Source organism: Gellertiella sp. DMC107 (assembly GCF_056313605.1).
Genome location: NZ_JBQUZZ010000002.1, coordinates 736,672 through 752,024, shown reverse-complemented (window position 1 = coordinate 752,024; position 15,353 = coordinate 736,672). Strand labels below are relative to the sequence as shown.

Here is a 15,353-nt window from a genome sequence, read left to right as displayed (position 1 = left end):
TCCATTCATGCTTTGCTGGATTTGTCGGTGTCGGTCGAAGAGAGACCAAAGGTGCGGCGCTCCAGGTCCCGGACGGCACTCAGGGCGGCCTGACGGTCGTTTTCGTCCGTCACGGCATTCAGCGTGCCATGGGCCTGCTGCCGCGCCACGGCCTGGGCGAACATCTGCTCGGCTATTCCCATGCCACGGCCCTGGGCGAGCGCGGAGCCGATCTGTTCCGCAGCCATGCTCTTCCACATGTCGCCGGCAACGCCCTTGCCGTAGACATCTTCGCTATCCGGCAACATCGACTTGGTGAAATTCTGCAGGAAGACCGCCTCATATTCGCGGTAGGCCTTCGGCACGTCGGCCGGGTTGACCTGGGTATGGCGGACGTTGGAAAGGCCCGCATCGAAAGCAGCGCTGCTGACCTGATCGAGCGATGCACCGAAGCCGGCCCCCGCATCCGCAAGGCTCGTGGCGCGGAAAGCGGCCCGGTTGGCCTTGAGCTTAGCCTGCGCTTCCTGAACCTGCTGCGGATCGGCAGCGCGTACGACGTCGAGCACCAAATCACTTGGAGGTGAAATAGCCAATGCAAAGTCCTCTCAATGCCTGTTGAGAAGAACTATGTCTTTTGAACCTTGCTGGAGGCTGTCGTGGCGGCCACGCTGAGATCGATCAGATCGTAAATCGCATTGTCGTCACTTTCGCGCTGCTCGTCGGCGCGCGCGTCGACCATGTGCTCTTCCAGGCGCTCGGCCTTGGTCCGCTCCTTGAGCACCCGGCGTTCATGCAGATTCTGCATGCCGGCCAACTGGGCATCCTGGATGGAAAGCCGGCTGAAGCGCCCCGCATAATTCTGGGCGAACATGCGGTGCAGATCGCTCAGCGAGCCAATGGCATCCATGACCACGTCCATGGTCTGGTTGACTTCCTGCCGTTGACGGGTGGTCGCGGCCAGATCGCTTTCGGCGATCTTTTCCAGATGCCGCTGCACGGCCACAAGGCGCTTCAGTTTTTCCGAACGGGTAATCGGCGGCATCGCAAGCGGCCTCCTAAAGTCCGAGGAAGATCGACGGGAACGCGTCGGCGAACTGCTTCAGCATGGCGGCGATGGACAAATAAAGCATGAACATGCCGCCGGCGATCAGATAGGGCGTCGAGATGAAGTAGATCGGGATCTGCTGGGCGAGCTTGTTGATCATGCCGATCGAAATGTTGAAAATCAGCCCGTAAAGGATGAACGGACTGGCCAGACGCAACATGATCAGCGTGGTGGCGCGGGCCGTATCCGTCAGCGAAATCAGCAGCTTTTGCACATGCATGTCACCGCCGACGGGAAGCTGGATATAGGACTCCATCAGGGCGCGGAAGACCATGTGATGGAAATCCATGGCGAAGAGCACCATCAACCCGCCGAAGCTGATCAGGTTCGTCAACTGGTTTTCGGCCACGTCTTCCAGGATGTCGGGCGCCGGCGGCGCGTTGAAGCCGATCATCTGGGTCAGGACCGTACCGGTGAACTGGAGCCCCAGGGTGAAGAAGCGCGCGATCATGCCATACATGACCCCGATTGCGCTTTCCGAGAGAATGAGCGTGATATAGGCGATCTGGCTCCCGCCCGAGACCTTCGGATAGATGATGTCCCACAACATCGGCAACAGCGCCATGGTCAGGCCGAGCGACGCGAAGAGGCGGACCAGCGGCGGCACGCGCGCAGAGGAAAACCCCGGCAGGACCATCATGCACCCGCCCACGCGGCAAAAGGCGAGGAACAGGGCAAGAATGGTCCCCTGGGGGTCGGTTATCATGAAATGGAACCCAGTATCTTGATTTCTATCCCCTTGGCCAATTCCACATGGGAGAGGACCGGCAGGGTCGCGAACAGACGTTCGATGATCATGCGTACATAGGACCGTGTTTCGGGCGACGTGACAAGCACGAAAGGCAGTCCGCGGTCCATGAATTCACGGATAACCTTGGTGGCCTGCTCGGAAAACTCCTCCAGACTGCGCGGATCGATGTCGAATTCGACCACTTCGCCCTTGGCATCCCGCTTGAGGGCCTGGTGGAAGACGAGATCCCACTTGCTGCCGAGACGCAGCACGCGCAGCACACCGTTGTCGGCAAGATCCCCGCACAGCTGCTGCGCCATGCGCACGCGCACATGTTCGACGATCTGCTCGGTCTTGCGGACGTGCGGAGCCAGTTCCGCCACCGCTTCCAGGATGAGGTGCAGGTTGCGGATCGAGACGCGCTCGGCCAGGAGCAGCTTGAGCACCGCCTGCAGGCCCGAATAGGACATGTGGGACGAGCAGATTTCGTCGGCGAGTTTCTTGTATTCCGGATCGAGGCGATCGATGAGGATCTTCACGTCCTTGTAGGAAAGCAGCTGCGGCAGGTTGTTGCGGATCACCTCGCTCACATGGGTGAGCACCACGGAGACGTTGTCGATCGGGTGGAACCCTTCGCGCTTCAGATCTTCCGCAAAGGCCTCGAGGATGGACACCGCCGGCATGCCGAAGGCGGGTTCGCGAATTTCGTCCCCCGGCACCGATGGCCGGCGACCCGATCCGGTCACCACGAGAACTTCGCCGACCCGCAGCATGTTCGACGCAATCGTCGTGCCGTGGATGCGGATCTGGTAGGATTTTTCGGGGATCGCAATATCGTCGGTGACCTTGATTTCCGGCACCACGAAACCGTACTGGCTGGCGAATTTCTTGCGCATCTTGCCGACGCGGAACGCCAGCTCCTGATGGGCTCCGAGCAGACGGGTGGAAACCTGCTTGCCCAGCGCCAGCTCGATTTCCGCCGTCTTGAGTACGGATTTGACCGAGTCCTTTTCCTGCTCCTTGGTCTGGATGACCTTCTTTTCTTCCTGTTCCCGCCGCAGCTTGTTGTCCGCTTCGATCTGCTTGGGAATGTACCAGCTGGCAAAGCCCAGCAAGCCACCCAGCGTGGCGAAGGGAATGGCCGGAAGACCCGGAACGATCGAGAGGAGGATCATCAGACCGGCGGAAACGGACAGAGCGCGCGGGTAGCCGGACAACTGGCTGACCACGGCCTGGTCGGTCGAACCCGGCGTGCCGGTGCGCGACACGAGCAGGCCGGCCGCGAGCGAAACGATCAGCGCCGGCACCTGCGACACGATACCGTCACCGACGGAGAGCTTCACGAAGACGTCTGCCGCTTCGCCGATCTGCATGCCATGGCGGAAATAGCCGATGACGATACCGCCGAAAACGTTGATGGCCGTGATGAGAAGGCCGGCGACCGCGTCACCGCGGACGAACTTGGAGGCACCGTCCATCGCCCCGAAGAAGGAGCTTTCCTCCTCCAGTTCGCGGCGGCGGCGCTGCGCTTCCTTCTCGTCGATGATGCCGGCCGAAAGATCGGCGTCGATCGACATCTGCTTGCCGGGGATCGCGTCGAGGGTGAAGCGGGCGCCCACTTCCGCGATACGGGTCGCGCCCTTGGTGATCACGATGAAGTTGACCGTCACCAGGATCATGAAAACGATCAGACCGATGACGAAGTCGCCGGACATGACCAGCGAGGAGAAGCCCGCGATCACATGGCCGGCCGCGCCGTGCCCCTCGTTGCCATGGGAGAGAATCACACGGGTCGTCGCAATGTTCAGCGCAAGGCGGATCATCGTGGCGATCAGGAGGACGGTCGGGAAGGACGAGAAGTCGAGAGGCCGCTGGATCCAGAGGGATACCATCAGGATCAGCACCGACAGGGCGATCGAGAAGGCAAGCCCCATATCGATCAGGAAGGCCGGAATCGGCAGGAACAGAATGCACAGAATGCAGACGATGCCGAGGGCAAAGCCGATGTCGCGGCTGTTGGGTGATTTCAGCAGGGGTATTGCAGGAGGCTGCGCCATGTCGTTTCCATCTCTTCATGAGAGGCGGATGGGCGGCCGGCAGAACCAGCGCACACATCCCAGTCGACTATCAGCTACCTTGCGAAGCTTGTGCGAGGATGGGTTTCGACGCAATCCGGGCGTCAGAAGCCGGACTGCACGCGCGAGAAGACCATATTCGTGAAAAGGGAAATCTGTCCGCCCACGAAAGGCGCGGAGATGCCGACGGTAATCATGACCGCGACGATTTTCGGCACGAAAGTGAGCGTCACTTCCTGCACCTGGGTGAGCGCCTGGATGAGGGCGATCACAAGCCCCACAGCCATGGCGGCCCCCACTGCGGGTCCCGCGGAGACGAGTACGGTCCAGACCGCAGCCTGGACAATATCGAGCGCATCGGCTTCATTCATGGCATCATGCCTTCTCCGGGGGAGCCACCGTGCGGCGGCCTTCAAGGACTTCAGGAGCCCTTGACCTTTATACCTGATTCGATCCGGATTTCCTTGCCGTCAGCGGTGGTCGCAACCACGCCGTCGGAGGCAATCCTGACTTCTTTCACGACGCCTGTCGTGGCGCCATCGGAACTGGTGACCGTCTTGCCGATCAGGGAGCTGGCCTGACCGATACCCTGCGCCTGGATCAGGCTTTCCAGGTTGCTGTTCATCTTGATCGACTGCTCGACCTGGCTGAACGTGGCAAGCTGGGCAATCTGCTCCGAAGCCTTCATGGGATCGGTCGGATCCTGCGCCTTGACCTGTGCGATCAGCAACTTCAGGAACGCATTATAGTTGAGCGATGCGCCTGCCTGGGCCGATGCAGCGCTGCTGTTATTGGCTGCGCTCTGGGTTACGCCGTTGACCGGACTTACCGCCATGGCGCAATCTCCCGTCGAATTTCCTCGATCGTTGCCGGGCTCATTTCCTGATTGTTCAGGATCTGGTCCTCGATCGGGTACAGACCGCGAATGGCCTTCAGGGCGTCGAAGGCGCGGCCGGACGTGACCAGACCGTCGATGCGCTTCAGCTCGGCCAGAACCTCTTCGTTCTTGAAGCAGTTCAGCAGCATGATGACCGACTTGCGGAACATGGCCATGGACTGCTCGGCCCCTTCGGGGTTGATGAGCATCATCTGCGCGATGAAATAGAGCTGGCGCAGAGGCGTGTTGGCGTCTTCCGGCTGGAGAACATGGTTCTCGAGAAGGAAGGTTACGTCATTCAGGAATTCCAGCGCCACCTTGCGGTCGACGCGGAGCACGGCACCGTTGATGAAGATGCGTTCGCCGGATTTGAGAGAGATGCGCAGAGTGCTTTTCATTTAAGTCCATCCCTGATGATGGTTGTTATGTCGATAATTCCCTGGAAATTGTCCGACTCCCGGCGTCTGATCCGGTCGCATTCTTTCAAGATCCAGATGGCGATTGAGATGAGGTTGGCCCTCAGCTCCACGTCGAGCTGGTTTTCCGGTTGCTTCAAGTCCTCGATGAACCGGATCCAGATCCGCCGTGTGTAGAAAAGTGCATCGATGGCTTCCCGCGAGTAACCGCCGACATTGCGTGCTGCCTCGAGCAATTCTATGGAACGGGTGAGTACCTGCCGTTCACGATCCTTGGCGTCGGCGACGCCGTCTTCCATGATTTCGGCATATGAAAACTGATACATTCATGCATCCTTCATGTTCACGTTGTTCCTCAAATCATCAGAGGAAGTTCACGAGGCTCAGCTGGTGAATCTTTGCGGTAAGCGAATAGGCCGTCTGAAGCAGCGTCTCCAGGTTCTTCACCCGGGTGGAGGCTTCATAGGGGTCCACGCTCACCAGATCTGAAATGTGGGTTTCGATAATGGTTCGCTGGGCATCCAGATTTGCATCAGCTTCCTTGACCCGCGCTTGCGACAGGCCCAGCTGACCGCGCTGGAGATCGATTCCGGCGATGCCCTGCCCGATCGCATCGATGGCGGACTTGGACGCCACCTGGCGCGCGGAGGTCGACAGGTTCTTGCTCAGAAGCTCGGTCGAGATGACCATGGCAAGCGCGATCTGGCGCATCCCGCTGGAATTGGTATTGCTCGAGGTCTCGATGATCTCGTTGCGGTTCACCCGCGTCGTCATGTTCTGGTCCGTGGCGCTCGACCAGTTGGTCGTCCAGTCGGTGCCGTTGAACATCGGCTTCAGCGTGTTGTCGATGAAATCCGTCATCTGCGCTGCGCTCATCTGGTCGGCGCTGGCGAGCGGCGGGGCCTGGGCGGCAAGGAAGGTGGCGATCGCCCCGTCATAGGCCACCTTTGCCGGAGAGGCCGGATCGGTATAGTCCGTCAGCGGCTTCACGTCGGAATTGATGCCGGAGAACAGGTATTCGCCGTTGAGCGACATGTTGGCCGCACTGGTGATGGCCGTAAACGAACTGCGGATCGTCTCCGTCGTGGTCTTCACGCTCTGGGAATCGACGTTTCCGGACAGGGAGACGAGCGAGTTCAGGATGGTCTGGGCATTCTTGGCAACCTGGTTCAGGGACTCCTGAGACGCCTCCAGGCGCTGGGTGACGATGGAATTCGTATCCTTGAGATTCTCCAGCCGGGCCAATTCCCCGCTCAGATCCACGCTGCGGGTGATGTGCGCACCGAGCGACAGACCATAGTCGTCGAATGTGCCGGTTGTGACTTCACGCCGGGCCTGATTGAGGTCGGACTGTGTCTGCATCGCCATGTATCGAAGCGAATTTTGCAGAGACAAGCTGGAAATCTTCATCGTCGTCATGACTTAGCCTACTGCGTTCAGGAGGGATTGGAGCATTTCATCGATTGCGTTGAGGATCTGCGATGTCGCCTTGAAGGATTGCTGCAAGTCGAGCGAGAGCGCCATTTCTTCGTCGAGCGTCACGCCGGTCGCGTTGGAATAGGCGTCGGTGGCGTGCGTCTTCAGGGCTTCCTTGTTGGTGGCGGCGATATCGGCAGAGCTTCGCTGGGCTTCGAGCCATCCGATCGACTTCGTCGAATAGGAGAGAAGCGATGCGTTTGTATCGAGCTGGGCCGTGCCGTCGAATGTCATCGGCGTGTTCAGCCCGGTCGTGTAGCCCTGCAGCACGGTCGCGAAGCTTGCATTGTTGCCGGTATTCTTGTTGAAGCCCGGGCCGTTGATCGACCCGTCCCGCAACTTGCTGGGCGTGCCACCGAGGGCGGGTACGACCGCCGGATTGACCACGATCAGCGAAGCGAGGCCCGGAACGATGGTTCCGCCCGGAGGTACCGTGCCGGTACCGTAGGTGAACAGGCCGCCCATGACCAAGGCCGGCGGACCGCTGTCGGTCTCGGCGAAGACCTGCACCAGGCCGCGGGCGACTTCGTCGAGCTGCTTCTGGAAGGTCGGCGTGATCTGGTCGCGCACCTGAAGCAGGGCTGCGAGCTTGCCACGGGCCGTCGTGTCGGATCCGCTTCCCGTCTGGACGGGAACGCCATCGATCTTGATGCCGCTGCCGACGGTTGTCGGACCATAGGCGAGCGTGGGGGTGAAGGTCACGCTGCGCGGCGAGGCCTCGAAGAGCGTGGTGCCTTCATTGGTGTAGAGCACCATGTCGTTCGGTTCGCGGCGAAGGACATTCACGCCGACGATCTGCGAGATCTGCTTCAAAAGCCCTTCGCGCACATCCATCGCATTGTTCGGATCGGCGCCGGCGGCAGTCGACGACTTGACCGCGTCGTTGGCGACCTGGAACTGCTGCAGCAGTTCGTTCAGCTTGGTGACGCTGAGCTGGATCTCCTTGTCCGCATCGGCGCGAATCTGCTGGATCTGGCTGGTCGCATCGTTCAGCGAACGGGCGACATCCTGGGCCTTGCTGATGGCGGCCGCCGCGAGTGTCGTATCCGACGGCTTCGCTGCGTAATCCGAAAGGCTCTTGTAGAGATTGTTGAGGTAGGTGCTCGGCGCAAAGGACTGTTCGTTTCCGCCGTAGATGTCGCTGACACCTTTCAGGCCGGTGGTCAGCGCCTGCTGGGCGCTGTCCTGGCTGATGGCGCTCAATGACTGGCGCAGGAGTGCGTAATCCTGCGCCCGCTGGATGGTGACGTAGGCGCCTCCGAAGAGAGTCGTCGTGGTCGTGGCAATCCGACGCGCATAATCAGCGTTTTGCTCGTTGGCCACGTTGTTGGTAATCACGTCCGCTTTGGTGCCGTGATTGCCGAACATGGTCTGTACGGTATTGAACGCCGCTGAAAGAGTCATTGAAGCTTACCTTACTGGATCAGTTATCTCTTGAGGTTGATCAGCACGTCCATAAGGTCCGCCCCGGTCTGGAAGACCTTGGAGTTGGCCGTATAGCTGCGCTGCGCCTGCACCATTTCCGTCAGTTCCGACGCCATATCGACGTTGGAATCCTCGAGCGCGCCGGAAATGGTCTGGCCGAAATTGCCCTCACCCGGGAAACCGGTGCGCACCACGCCAGAGTCGCCGCTCTGGCTGTAGACGTTGCCGTTCTGCAGGATGAGATTGTCGGGGCTCTGCACCGTTGCGAGCGCGATGCGATAGCGGGGGTCGCGCGAGCCGTCGTCGTAGACGGCATAGACCGTGCCATCCTTGTCGATCGACACGCTCTTGACGGCCGTTGCCTTGTTGCCATCCACCGTTGCCTTGTTGGAGGTGAAGTCGGAGGCCAGCTGCGACATCCCGGAGAAGTCGATCGTCATCGTCTGGGCGGGAACGCCCACATTGTCGGTGAAGGTCATGCTCTGGGTCGGGCCAGTGACCTTGCCCGTCGTGGCATCGAACTCGAGCGTCACGGTGTTGCCGGTGGGCGCAGCCGCATAGGGGAAACCGGTGCCTGCGCTGGCCTGGTCCTTGCGGTAGACGGTGATCTGCCACTTGGCGCCGACAACCGGCGGGCCGGCTGCGGGATCGGAGACCTTGGTGTAGTAGAAATCGTAGAGGACTTCGCTGCCGACGGAATTGTAGGCGACCAGCGAGCTCTTGTGGGAATAGGCCGCCGTCGGCGCATTGGCGCTCGGCAGGTTTGCAGCCGGCACGACCGGTTTGCGGGCATCGAGGTTTGCGGCGAAGGTGCCGTTCTTCGAAGCCTTTGCCGTCAGCGTGTTCGTCGAGAGATTGATCGGCTCCAGACCGTCGAAGCCGTTGACGACCGCTGCGGGAGCACCCGAACCGAAGGAATATCCAAGCAGGGTGAACCCGGCTGCATTCACGAGGTTGCCGTTGTCATCCACCACGAAGGAACCGGCGCGGGTGAGATAGGGCGTGCCGGCCGGGTTGTTGACCACGAAGAAACCGTCGCCCCGGATGGCAAGATCCGAACCGGAAGACGTAAACTTGATGTTGCCCTGCTCGGAAACGCTATAGCGGACATTCGAATTGATGCCGCCCGAGGTGTAGCTGCCGGCCGTAGAGGGCAGAACCAGGGAAGAGAACTGCACGGAGGCTTTCTTGTAGGCTGTCGTATCGGCATTGGCGATATTGTCGCCAACCGTGCCCAGCCGGTTTGACTGCGCATTCATGCCGGAAACGGCTGTCTTCATCGTTCCAAAGAGGCTCATCTCAATTCCTCGCTTTCCTAATGGAGGCGAGACTATGGGACGGGCCTTGCGTGAAGCTGTATGATATAACTGTGATTTAGATCTAATATGTATGAAATTTGATATAATCATCCGGGCCGACGCCCCCCGGAAACCGGGGGAATCCTGGCGGCAAACAACAGGGATTACAAAGGGATACCCTGCGGCATGCCGGTACCCTTGTCTCGTCTGTTCCCCGTGGAAATGGGAGCGCATGTCTTCAAACCTCATGTTGAAAATCGGCCCGGATGAACGTCATTCAGTTGAAATGCCTTGAGCGTTTCAATTCATGGTGAATCATCGTTTCAGATTGACCAGCACATCCAGGAGCTCCGAGCCAGTTTGGAACGACTTGGAGTTGGCGGTGTAGGTGCGCTGGGACTGGATCATCTCCGTCAGCTCGGAGGCGAGATCCACATTGGATCTCTCGATCTTGCCGCCCTCGGTCGTGCCGAAGGCGCCCTCCCCCGGAAAGCCGGTGAAGATCGTTCCGGATTCCAGCGTGGCGGAAAAGATGTTGCCGTTCAACGCTTCCAGATTGTTGGGACTCGGCACATTGGCGAGCGGAATGCGATAGCGGGGCTCGCGCGTGCCATTCGAATAGACGGCGTAGACCGTACCGTCCTTGCCGACCGAAGCCTTTGTCACGAAGACCGGCTTGTGACCGTCGACCTTGGTTTCGATCGGTGTGAAGTCGGTCGAGAGCGGCTTCATCGAGGAGAAATCGAAATTGATGTCCCTTGCAGGGTCGCTGACCGTATCGGTGATCGTCATGGCCCCGTCGCCGGTGAGGTTTCCATCGGAATCGAAGGTCAGCGTCAGGGAGTTGTTGGTGGGTGGGGATGTGTAGGGAAATCCGCCGTCCGTCGCCTTGTCGGCGCGGAAAATACTGACATCCCATTCAGTGCCGTTGGAGGTCTGGTCGGACTTCTTCGTGAAATAGACGTCGTATTTGGTTTCGTTGCCCATGGCATCGTAGGTCGAGACCGACGTCTTGTGGGTATATTCCGAATCCGCCGTGTTGGCCCGCGGCAGCCGGGCGGCATCGACCACCGGCTTGCGCATATCGAGCGGCGAGCTGAACTTCACGTTTTCCGTGGCCGAGGCACGGGGCATTTCGTCCCGCATGTTCACGCGCACCAAGCCCGCCAGGCTGTTGACCTGGTTGATGGGCTCACCCTGTTCGTAGGAATAGCCCATCAGCGCAAAGCCCGAGGGCGTCACGAGATCGCCATTGTCATCGAGATCGAAATCGCCCGCCCGGCTGAGGAAGGCGTTGCCCTGCGGGTCCTGGACAACGAAAAATCCCCGGCCGTTGATGGCGATATTGGAGCTCAGCGTCGAGCTTATGAGATCTCCCTGCTGGGTAATGTCGCGGGAGGACCGTGTCTCCACGCCGCCAGACTGGAAGGAATTGTCACCCGTGGAGGTGAGGAATGTCGAGAAACTGATCTTGCCCCGCTTATAAGCAATCGTATCGGAATTGGCGACGTTGTCGCTGATAACGGTAAGGCGGTTCGACTGAGCATTCATGCCACTGACCGCAGAATTCATGCTTCCTGACAAACTCATTTAAAATCTCCTTTTTTTATAATTTAGAGATTTACATATGTCAGCTTGCGCGAACCTGTTCGTCCGTCCGGGCACGAGAAATACGTCCAGTTGCGGAAAGCACCCCCGCGGAAATGCAAAACGCCGCGCTTGTGGCGCGGCGTTTTGCAGAAATCCCGTTTCGGGGAAAAATCAGCTCCAGTCGATGCAGTAACCGAGGAAGCGCTTGGAGTCGACCGGATCGAAACCCAGCTTCTTGCGCAGCTTCTTGCGCAGCTTGCTGATGTGGCTTTCAACCACGTTCTCTTCGACCTCGTCATCGAAGATGCCGTAGATGGCATTGAAGATCTGCGTCTTGGAGACGCGACGGCCCCGGTTGGCGACCAAATATTCCAGAATGCGGCGCTCGCGACGCGGCAAGGGGAACACATCGCCGTTGATCTCCGGATCACGGCCGTCGGAAAAGACGCGGATCGGACCGATGTCGGTGAAGTTGCTGATCGCCTTCAGGCGGCGCCGGATGGCAGCCGCACGGGCCATGATTTCCCGCGGATGAACCGGCTTGCGCACCACATCGTCGACGCCGCTGTCGAAGAGGGCAAGCGTGGTTTCCAGGGAGTGCTGATCGGATACTGCGATGACAGGAGCCATCGACCGATCGCGGATCGCCCGGGGAAGATCGAACACGCGATCTCCCTGGCCGATGAGGAAAGCCTCAACCGCCGCAATGTCGGAATCGGCAGCGGTGTTGACCCACTCGCCGAACTCCCGGGGATCGAACCCCGTGGAGGGAATCCCCTCCCGACCAAATAAAGAAGTGTAACCGTCTTTCACGAGCTCACGCTCATCAACCACTACGATCATTCGTCCGCCTCCGAATCAGTGTGGTGCCTCGATATGCATAGAGGTACGAATCGGACGAATCTTCAGCAACTGAGGGAAGTTAATGGCTGGAATTAATAGTTGATTAAGATTTGGGTGCCGATTTGGGCTATATATAGTGGGCGCGTTAACCATGACCCACTAAATTCCAGTGGAAAATTAACGCTTCGGCAACAATCTCCTTGCGTAAAAAATGCCCGCACATTCTGGCCAGAATGTGGCGCATGTTTCACGCAAGCTTGAATTACAACCTTTGATGTAGGCTACTGGCAGAACTGCCGCGCATTGGCTGTCCAGTTGCCGTATCCGGTCGCCACCAGATTCGCGATGACGCGGCATACATACCGCTTCTGGGCCGGGTCATTGTTCGGGCCCGCATGGTACCGGGCGACCGCCATGGTCCAGGTTTCGTGCCGGTCGTGCAAATTTTTCAGGAACCTTGCGGCGTATTCGACGTTTAGGCGTGGTTCGAGCATTTGCGCCGCCGATGCAAAATGCTCGCCGTGGTAATGATGATTGATCTGCATGCAACCCAGGTCGATCAGCCTTGCGCCATTCGCCTCCGCCCGGCGAAAGGCCACCAGGGCTTCCTGTTCGCTTTGCGGATAAAGCACCTTGCCCTCCACATTGAGGGCGAAGGGATGAAGTGATCCCTTGCGGCCGGTCTCCGTCAGGCCGACCGAATAGAGAATGCCTTCCGGCACCCCGTATTTTGCGGCGGCGGCCTGAATTTCCTGTTCACACGCGCCGTTGGAGGCGGCTGCTTCAGAGATAGACATGCCCAGGGCGACCAGTGCCAGCGCTGCCAGGGCTGCCTGCTTCCACCCGGATCTCTTCCCCAGACGCCGTGCCATTGCCGTTCCTTTGCCGTTCATAATGGGCTCTTTCGCGAGACGCCGGCGCATTCTGCCCTCCGTCCCTTGCCTGCTGCTGTTGCTGCTGGGTAAAGCCGGATGCCTGACCATTTTGAGAATTCGATGACTGCGAGTCCGATCGCTCCGCTCCGAAGGAGACGTTGACCTGATCGACCGCGAAACCATGGGCCTTGAGGGCTTCGATGATTCGGTTCTGATCGTCCTTCAGGCTGCGATAGGCGACGCCCGTGTCGACCTTCAGCTCCACCGAGAGCTCGTCGCCGGCGAGACGCAGCGTGGCCGTTACCAGGCCGAGATCGATCGGGTGCAACTGGATCTTCAGCGTATTGACCACCTTGCCGTTTCCCGCCTGCGAGGCTGCATTGGCCAGCGCCTGATCCGGCTGCATCGCGCGCGCCCATTCCGAATCGCCCGCTATGCTTGATGCGATGGACAGCACGTTGTCGGCAGCGGGGGCGAGGAAGCGGCGCTGCTCAACGACCACGACATTGTTGACATCCACCTTGCCGAGCGCCGGCTTGTCGCCCGCGTCCTTGCCGAGCGCATGCTCGATTTCCACCGTCTGGCCACGGCCGTCGGCGCGGGCGACGCGGTAGATCGCGCCGCGCCCTTCGGACTGCGGTTCCTCGAGAGGCTGTTGATCCGTGGCGCTGGTCTGCGCCTGCGCAATCACGGCGGTTGAAGCCGTGCTTTCTCGCACGTCCTCGTGCTGTTTCAGAAGCACCAGGGCATCCTTGGCGGTCGAGTCCGGCAGGTCGGCTGCCCCACCCTGACCGGGATCCTCGGCAGCCGCTTCGCTGCCCTTGCCCTTGTGGTGCAGAACTTTTTCAGTCGCCGGACTTTCGGTCGGTTCCACGCTTTGCGACGGCTGGTCGGCACCGGATTGCTCATCCTTGACCTTTGCCACCCTGATGTCTGCCTTTTCGGCTTTTACCGGTTCGTGGGCCGGTTTTCCATGGCGCGCCTGCGGGCGAGGACCGTCGGTCGCGACGTCGGGCTCCTCGGGCCTGGTCTCGGATGCAAGCGCGACCCGTGCCGCCGGCGAGAGCAGGACGAGCGGCTTTCGCGGCGCCGGCGCCTGTTCCGGCTGGGTGTCCTGCACCTCCACCGTCCCGGTCACCTGCTGCAGCGCTTTCTGGTCATTCAGCCGTTCGGTCGCCGTCTTGATCAGGATGCGACCGGGGGCCTGATCGCGCGCCGTCCCGCGCTCTTCGAGCGCGTTGCGAAACGCATTTTTCCCCTCCCCCACGGTGCCCTTGTCAGACTTGCCGCCCTGCTTGATCTGGATCTTTAAATCGGGATTGGGCGATGCTGCGGCAAGCTTTGCGTCCATCATGGGGAAGAACTGTCCTTTTCCAGCAATTTGTCGATTTCGCCGAGTTTGCTGCGGGCCGAGGTAACGATGGGATCGATGGCCGGATCTGGCGAAGCGGTTTGAGCGGGATCGGCAGCGGCGGCCGCCGCATCGGGCGCGGTTGGTTGCGCGGCGAGCGGATCTTCCTGGCCGGCGGCAGGCGCATCATGTCCTGCTGCATTTGCATCAATGCTGTTATTGCCAGATACTGATATATTTGCGCTCTCTTGCGTGAGGCTTGCCGCATCCGGCTCCCTCAGCACTTCGCGAGCCACCGCCCGCGCCGCTTCGCGCAGCTGGAGATCGCGCGGCGAGAGCGCGGAGTCCGGCACCATATCCAGCCCTTCCGCCACCTTGGCGATATTCTCCGACGAAACGCCGGCAAGGCCGCCATAGAAGTCCGCCAGGACATCGCGGCCCTTTGCCTTCGTGTCTTGGATTTTCGCCGCCTCATCGGCGGCCATGCGGGCCAGGTCGGTCTCGCCGGCGATGGTGGCCTGCCGCGCAATGCGCAGGTAGATGGCCTGACGCCGGTCCGGCTCCATCGCATCGGCAATATCGCGGATGCGGTCATTGCCGATGACATGGATATTGTCGACGGCCAGCGCCACGAAGAGATCGGCAAACTGACTGGCATAGGGCGAATGCAGGAAGCGACGGGCGTAAAGGCTCGCATATTTCAAGCCTTCGGGAACCAGGCCCGCATTCACCGCAATCGACAAGGATCGCCGCAGGGCCGATTCCTCGACGATGGTGCCGGGCGCGATCAGACGGGCCCAGTTATACATTTTCAGGGCTTCTTCCGGCTTGGAATTCATCAGAGTATTGCCGGCAATCAGGGCGAGATAGGGCCCGATCGGCTTGTCCGCATATTCCTTGGCCATTTCCGCCAGGGTCTTGGCCGCCATCATGCCTTTTCCCGCCAGGTACTTGCGCAGAACCTCCGCCACCCGGTTGTCGAAATAGCCTTGCACGTCCCTTGCCACGAGATATTCCAGGGTCGCCGGATTGCCACCGCTCATCGCGTAGATCAGCGTGGCGTCGACGTTGCGGGGATCCTCGAAAACGGAGGAATCCACCGTCCGCAGGCGCTTGTCGATCGCGCCCAGAAGGTAACGCTGCATCTCGCCGGCGGAGTGGTCTCCCTGCACGACCGAGTCCTGGACGAACTGCATGGACCGGAGCATCTTGAAGGGCGCCAGTTCCTCTTCCTCGCCGGCATGGGCCTGCATTGCGGCCACAAGAATTGCGCCCGAGAGGAAAAGGACTCTGCTCCCCATAGCCGTCATGGC

16 protein-coding genes are annotated in these 15,353 nt (G+C 60.1%); all 16 read right to left on the bottom strand.

Features of this window, described 5'->3' with window-relative positions; genetic code table 11:
* Positions 1-5: 5 nt before the first annotated feature.
* The gene (locus ACT54B_RS09060) at positions 6-572 is read right to left on the bottom strand and encodes a rod-binding protein (RefSeq protein WP_476044372.1); all 567 of its coding nucleotides are present in this window, start codon (positions 570-572) and stop codon (positions 6-8) included.
* A gap of 32 nt (positions 573-604) precedes the next feature.
* A complete protein-coding gene (locus ACT54B_RS09055) occupies positions 605-1,021 on the bottom strand; it encodes a hypothetical protein (protein WP_476044371.1) in 417 nt (138 codons plus the stop codon).
* A 13-nt stretch (positions 1,022-1,034) separates the two neighbouring features.
* Positions 1,035-1,790, bottom strand: coding sequence for a flagellar biosynthetic protein FliR (locus tag ACT54B_RS09050; protein WP_476044370.1), 756 nt, complete (start codon positions 1,788-1,790; stop codon positions 1,035-1,037).
* A complete protein-coding gene (gene flhA, locus ACT54B_RS09045) occupies positions 1,787-3,871 on the bottom strand; it encodes a flagellar biosynthesis protein FlhA (protein WP_476044369.1) in 2,085 nt (694 codons plus the stop codon). The genes ACT54B_RS09050 and flhA overlap by 4 nt, the downstream gene beginning before the upstream one ends.
* A 122-nt stretch (positions 3,872-3,993) precedes the next feature.
* On the bottom strand, positions 3,994-4,260 hold the full coding sequence (gene fliQ, locus ACT54B_RS09040; RefSeq protein ID WP_476044367.1) for a flagellar biosynthesis protein FliQ: 267 nt from the start codon (positions 4,258-4,260) through the stop codon (positions 3,994-3,996).
* A 50-nt stretch (positions 4,261-4,310) separates the two neighbouring features.
* Positions 4,311-4,724 (bottom strand): flagellar hook assembly protein FlgD, encoded by a 414-nt coding sequence (flgD, locus tag ACT54B_RS09035; RefSeq protein WP_476044365.1) that lies wholly within the window; start codon positions 4,722-4,724, stop codon positions 4,311-4,313.
* Positions 4,715-5,164 carry a flagellar biosynthesis repressor FlbT gene (gene flbT, locus ACT54B_RS09030; protein WP_476044364.1) on the bottom strand — a complete coding sequence of 150 codons (450 nt, stop codon included), beginning with the start codon at positions 5,162-5,164 and terminating at the stop codon, positions 4,715-4,717. Before flbT ends, flgD begins: the two co-directional genes overlap by 10 nt.
* Complete coding sequence (flaF, locus tag ACT54B_RS09025) at positions 5,161-5,508, bottom strand: flagellar biosynthesis regulator FlaF (protein WP_476044362.1); 348 nt, start codon at positions 5,506-5,508, stop codon at positions 5,161-5,163. Before flaF ends, flbT begins: the two co-directional genes overlap by 4 nt.
* Positions 5,509-5,545: 37 nt before the next feature.
* The gene (locus ACT54B_RS09020) at positions 5,546-6,601 is read right to left on the bottom strand and encodes a flagellar hook-associated family protein (protein ID WP_476044361.1); all 1,056 of its coding nucleotides are present in this window, start codon (positions 6,599-6,601) and stop codon (positions 5,546-5,548) included.
* Positions 6,602-6,604: 3 nt separating this feature from the next.
* Positions 6,605-8,062 carry a flagellar hook-associated protein FlgK gene (gene flgK, locus ACT54B_RS09015; protein ID WP_476044360.1) on the bottom strand — a complete coding sequence of 486 codons (1,458 nt, stop codon included), beginning with the start codon at positions 8,060-8,062 and terminating at the stop codon, positions 6,605-6,607.
* A 23-nt stretch (positions 8,063-8,085) separates the two neighbouring features.
* Positions 8,086-9,381 (bottom strand): flagellar hook protein FlgE, encoded by a 1,296-nt coding sequence (locus ACT54B_RS09010; protein WP_476044358.1) that lies wholly within the window; start codon positions 9,379-9,381, stop codon positions 8,086-8,088.
* Positions 9,382-9,696: 315 nt separating this feature from the next.
* Positions 9,697-10,971, bottom strand: coding sequence for a flagellar hook protein FlgE (locus ACT54B_RS09005; protein WP_476044357.1), 1,275 nt, complete (start codon positions 10,969-10,971; stop codon positions 9,697-9,699).
* A 171-nt stretch (positions 10,972-11,142) separates the two neighbouring features.
* Positions 11,143-11,814, bottom strand: a complete 672-nt coding sequence (rem, locus tag ACT54B_RS09000) for a transcriptional activator Rem (RefSeq protein ID WP_476044356.1) — start codon at positions 11,812-11,814, stop codon at positions 11,143-11,145.
* A gap of 281 nt (positions 11,815-12,095) precedes the next feature.
* Positions 12,096-12,611 carry a transglycosylase SLT domain-containing protein gene (locus tag ACT54B_RS08995; protein WP_476044822.1) on the bottom strand — a complete coding sequence of 172 codons (516 nt, stop codon included), beginning with the start codon at positions 12,609-12,611 and terminating at the stop codon, positions 12,096-12,098.
* Entirely contained in the window at positions 12,598-14,043 is a 1,446-nt protein-coding gene (fliK, locus tag ACT54B_RS08990; RefSeq protein ID WP_476044354.1) for a flagellar hook-length control protein FliK, read from the bottom strand. Before fliK ends, ACT54B_RS08995 begins: the two co-directional genes overlap by 14 nt.
* A complete protein-coding gene (gene motC / locus ACT54B_RS08985; protein ID WP_476044353.1) occupies positions 14,040-15,350 on the bottom strand; it encodes a chemotaxis protein MotC in 1,311 nt (436 codons plus the stop codon). Before motC ends, fliK begins: the two co-directional genes overlap by 4 nt.
* Positions 15,351-15,353: the final 3 nt, after the last annotated feature.

Bases quoted from the DNA above. Each gene is read 5' to 3' on its own strand.
- ACT54B_RS09055 (WP_476044371.1), bottom strand. From the start codon at position 1,021: ATGCCGCCGATTACCCGTTCGGAAAAACTGAAGCGCCTTGTGGCCGTG.
- ACT54B_RS09050 (WP_476044370.1), bottom strand. From the start codon at position 1,790: ATGATAACCGACCCCCAGGGGACCATTCTTGCCCTGTTCCTCGCCTTT.
- flhA (WP_476044369.1), bottom strand. From the start codon at position 3,871: ATGGCGCAGCCTCCTGCAATACCCCTGCTGAAATCACCCAACAGCCGC.
- fliQ (WP_476044367.1), bottom strand. From the start codon at position 4,260: ATGAATGAAGCCGATGCGCTCGATATTGTCCAGGCTGCGGTCTGGACC.
- flgD (WP_476044365.1), bottom strand. From the start codon at position 4,724: ATGGCGGTAAGTCCGGTCAACGGCGTAACCCAGAGCGCAGCCAATAAC.
- flbT (WP_476044364.1), bottom strand. From the start codon at position 5,164: ATGAAAAGCACTCTGCGCATCTCTCTCAAATCCGGCGAACGCATCTTC.
- flaF (WP_476044362.1), bottom strand. From the start codon at position 5,508: ATGTATCAGTTTTCATATGCCGAAATCATGGAAGACGGCGTCGCCGAC.
- ACT54B_RS09020 (WP_476044361.1), bottom strand. From the start codon at position 6,601: ATGACGACGATGAAGATTTCCAGCTTGTCTCTGCAAAATTCGCTTCGA.
- flgK (WP_476044360.1), bottom strand. From the start codon at position 8,062: ATGACTCTTTCAGCGGCGTTCAATACCGTACAGACCATGTTCGGCAAT.
- ACT54B_RS09010 (WP_476044358.1), bottom strand. From the start codon at position 9,381: ATGAGCCTCTTTGGAACGATGAAGACAGCCGTTTCCGGCATGAATGCG.
- ACT54B_RS09005 (WP_476044357.1), bottom strand. From the start codon at position 10,971: ATGAGTTTGTCAGGAAGCATGAATTCTGCGGTCAGTGGCATGAATGCT.
- rem (WP_476044356.1), bottom strand. From the start codon at position 11,814: ATGATCGTAGTGGTTGATGAGCGTGAGCTCGTGAAAGACGGTTACACT.
- ACT54B_RS08995 (WP_476044822.1), bottom strand. From the start codon at position 12,611: ATGTCTATCTCTGAAGCAGCCGCCTCCAACGGCGCGTGTGAACAGGAA.
- fliK (WP_476044354.1), bottom strand. From the start codon at position 14,043: ATGATGGACGCAAAGCTTGCCGCAGCATCGCCCAATCCCGATTTAAAG.
- motC (WP_476044353.1), bottom strand. From the start codon at position 15,350: ATGACGGCTATGGGGAGCAGAGTCCTTTTCCTCTCGGGCGCAATTCTT.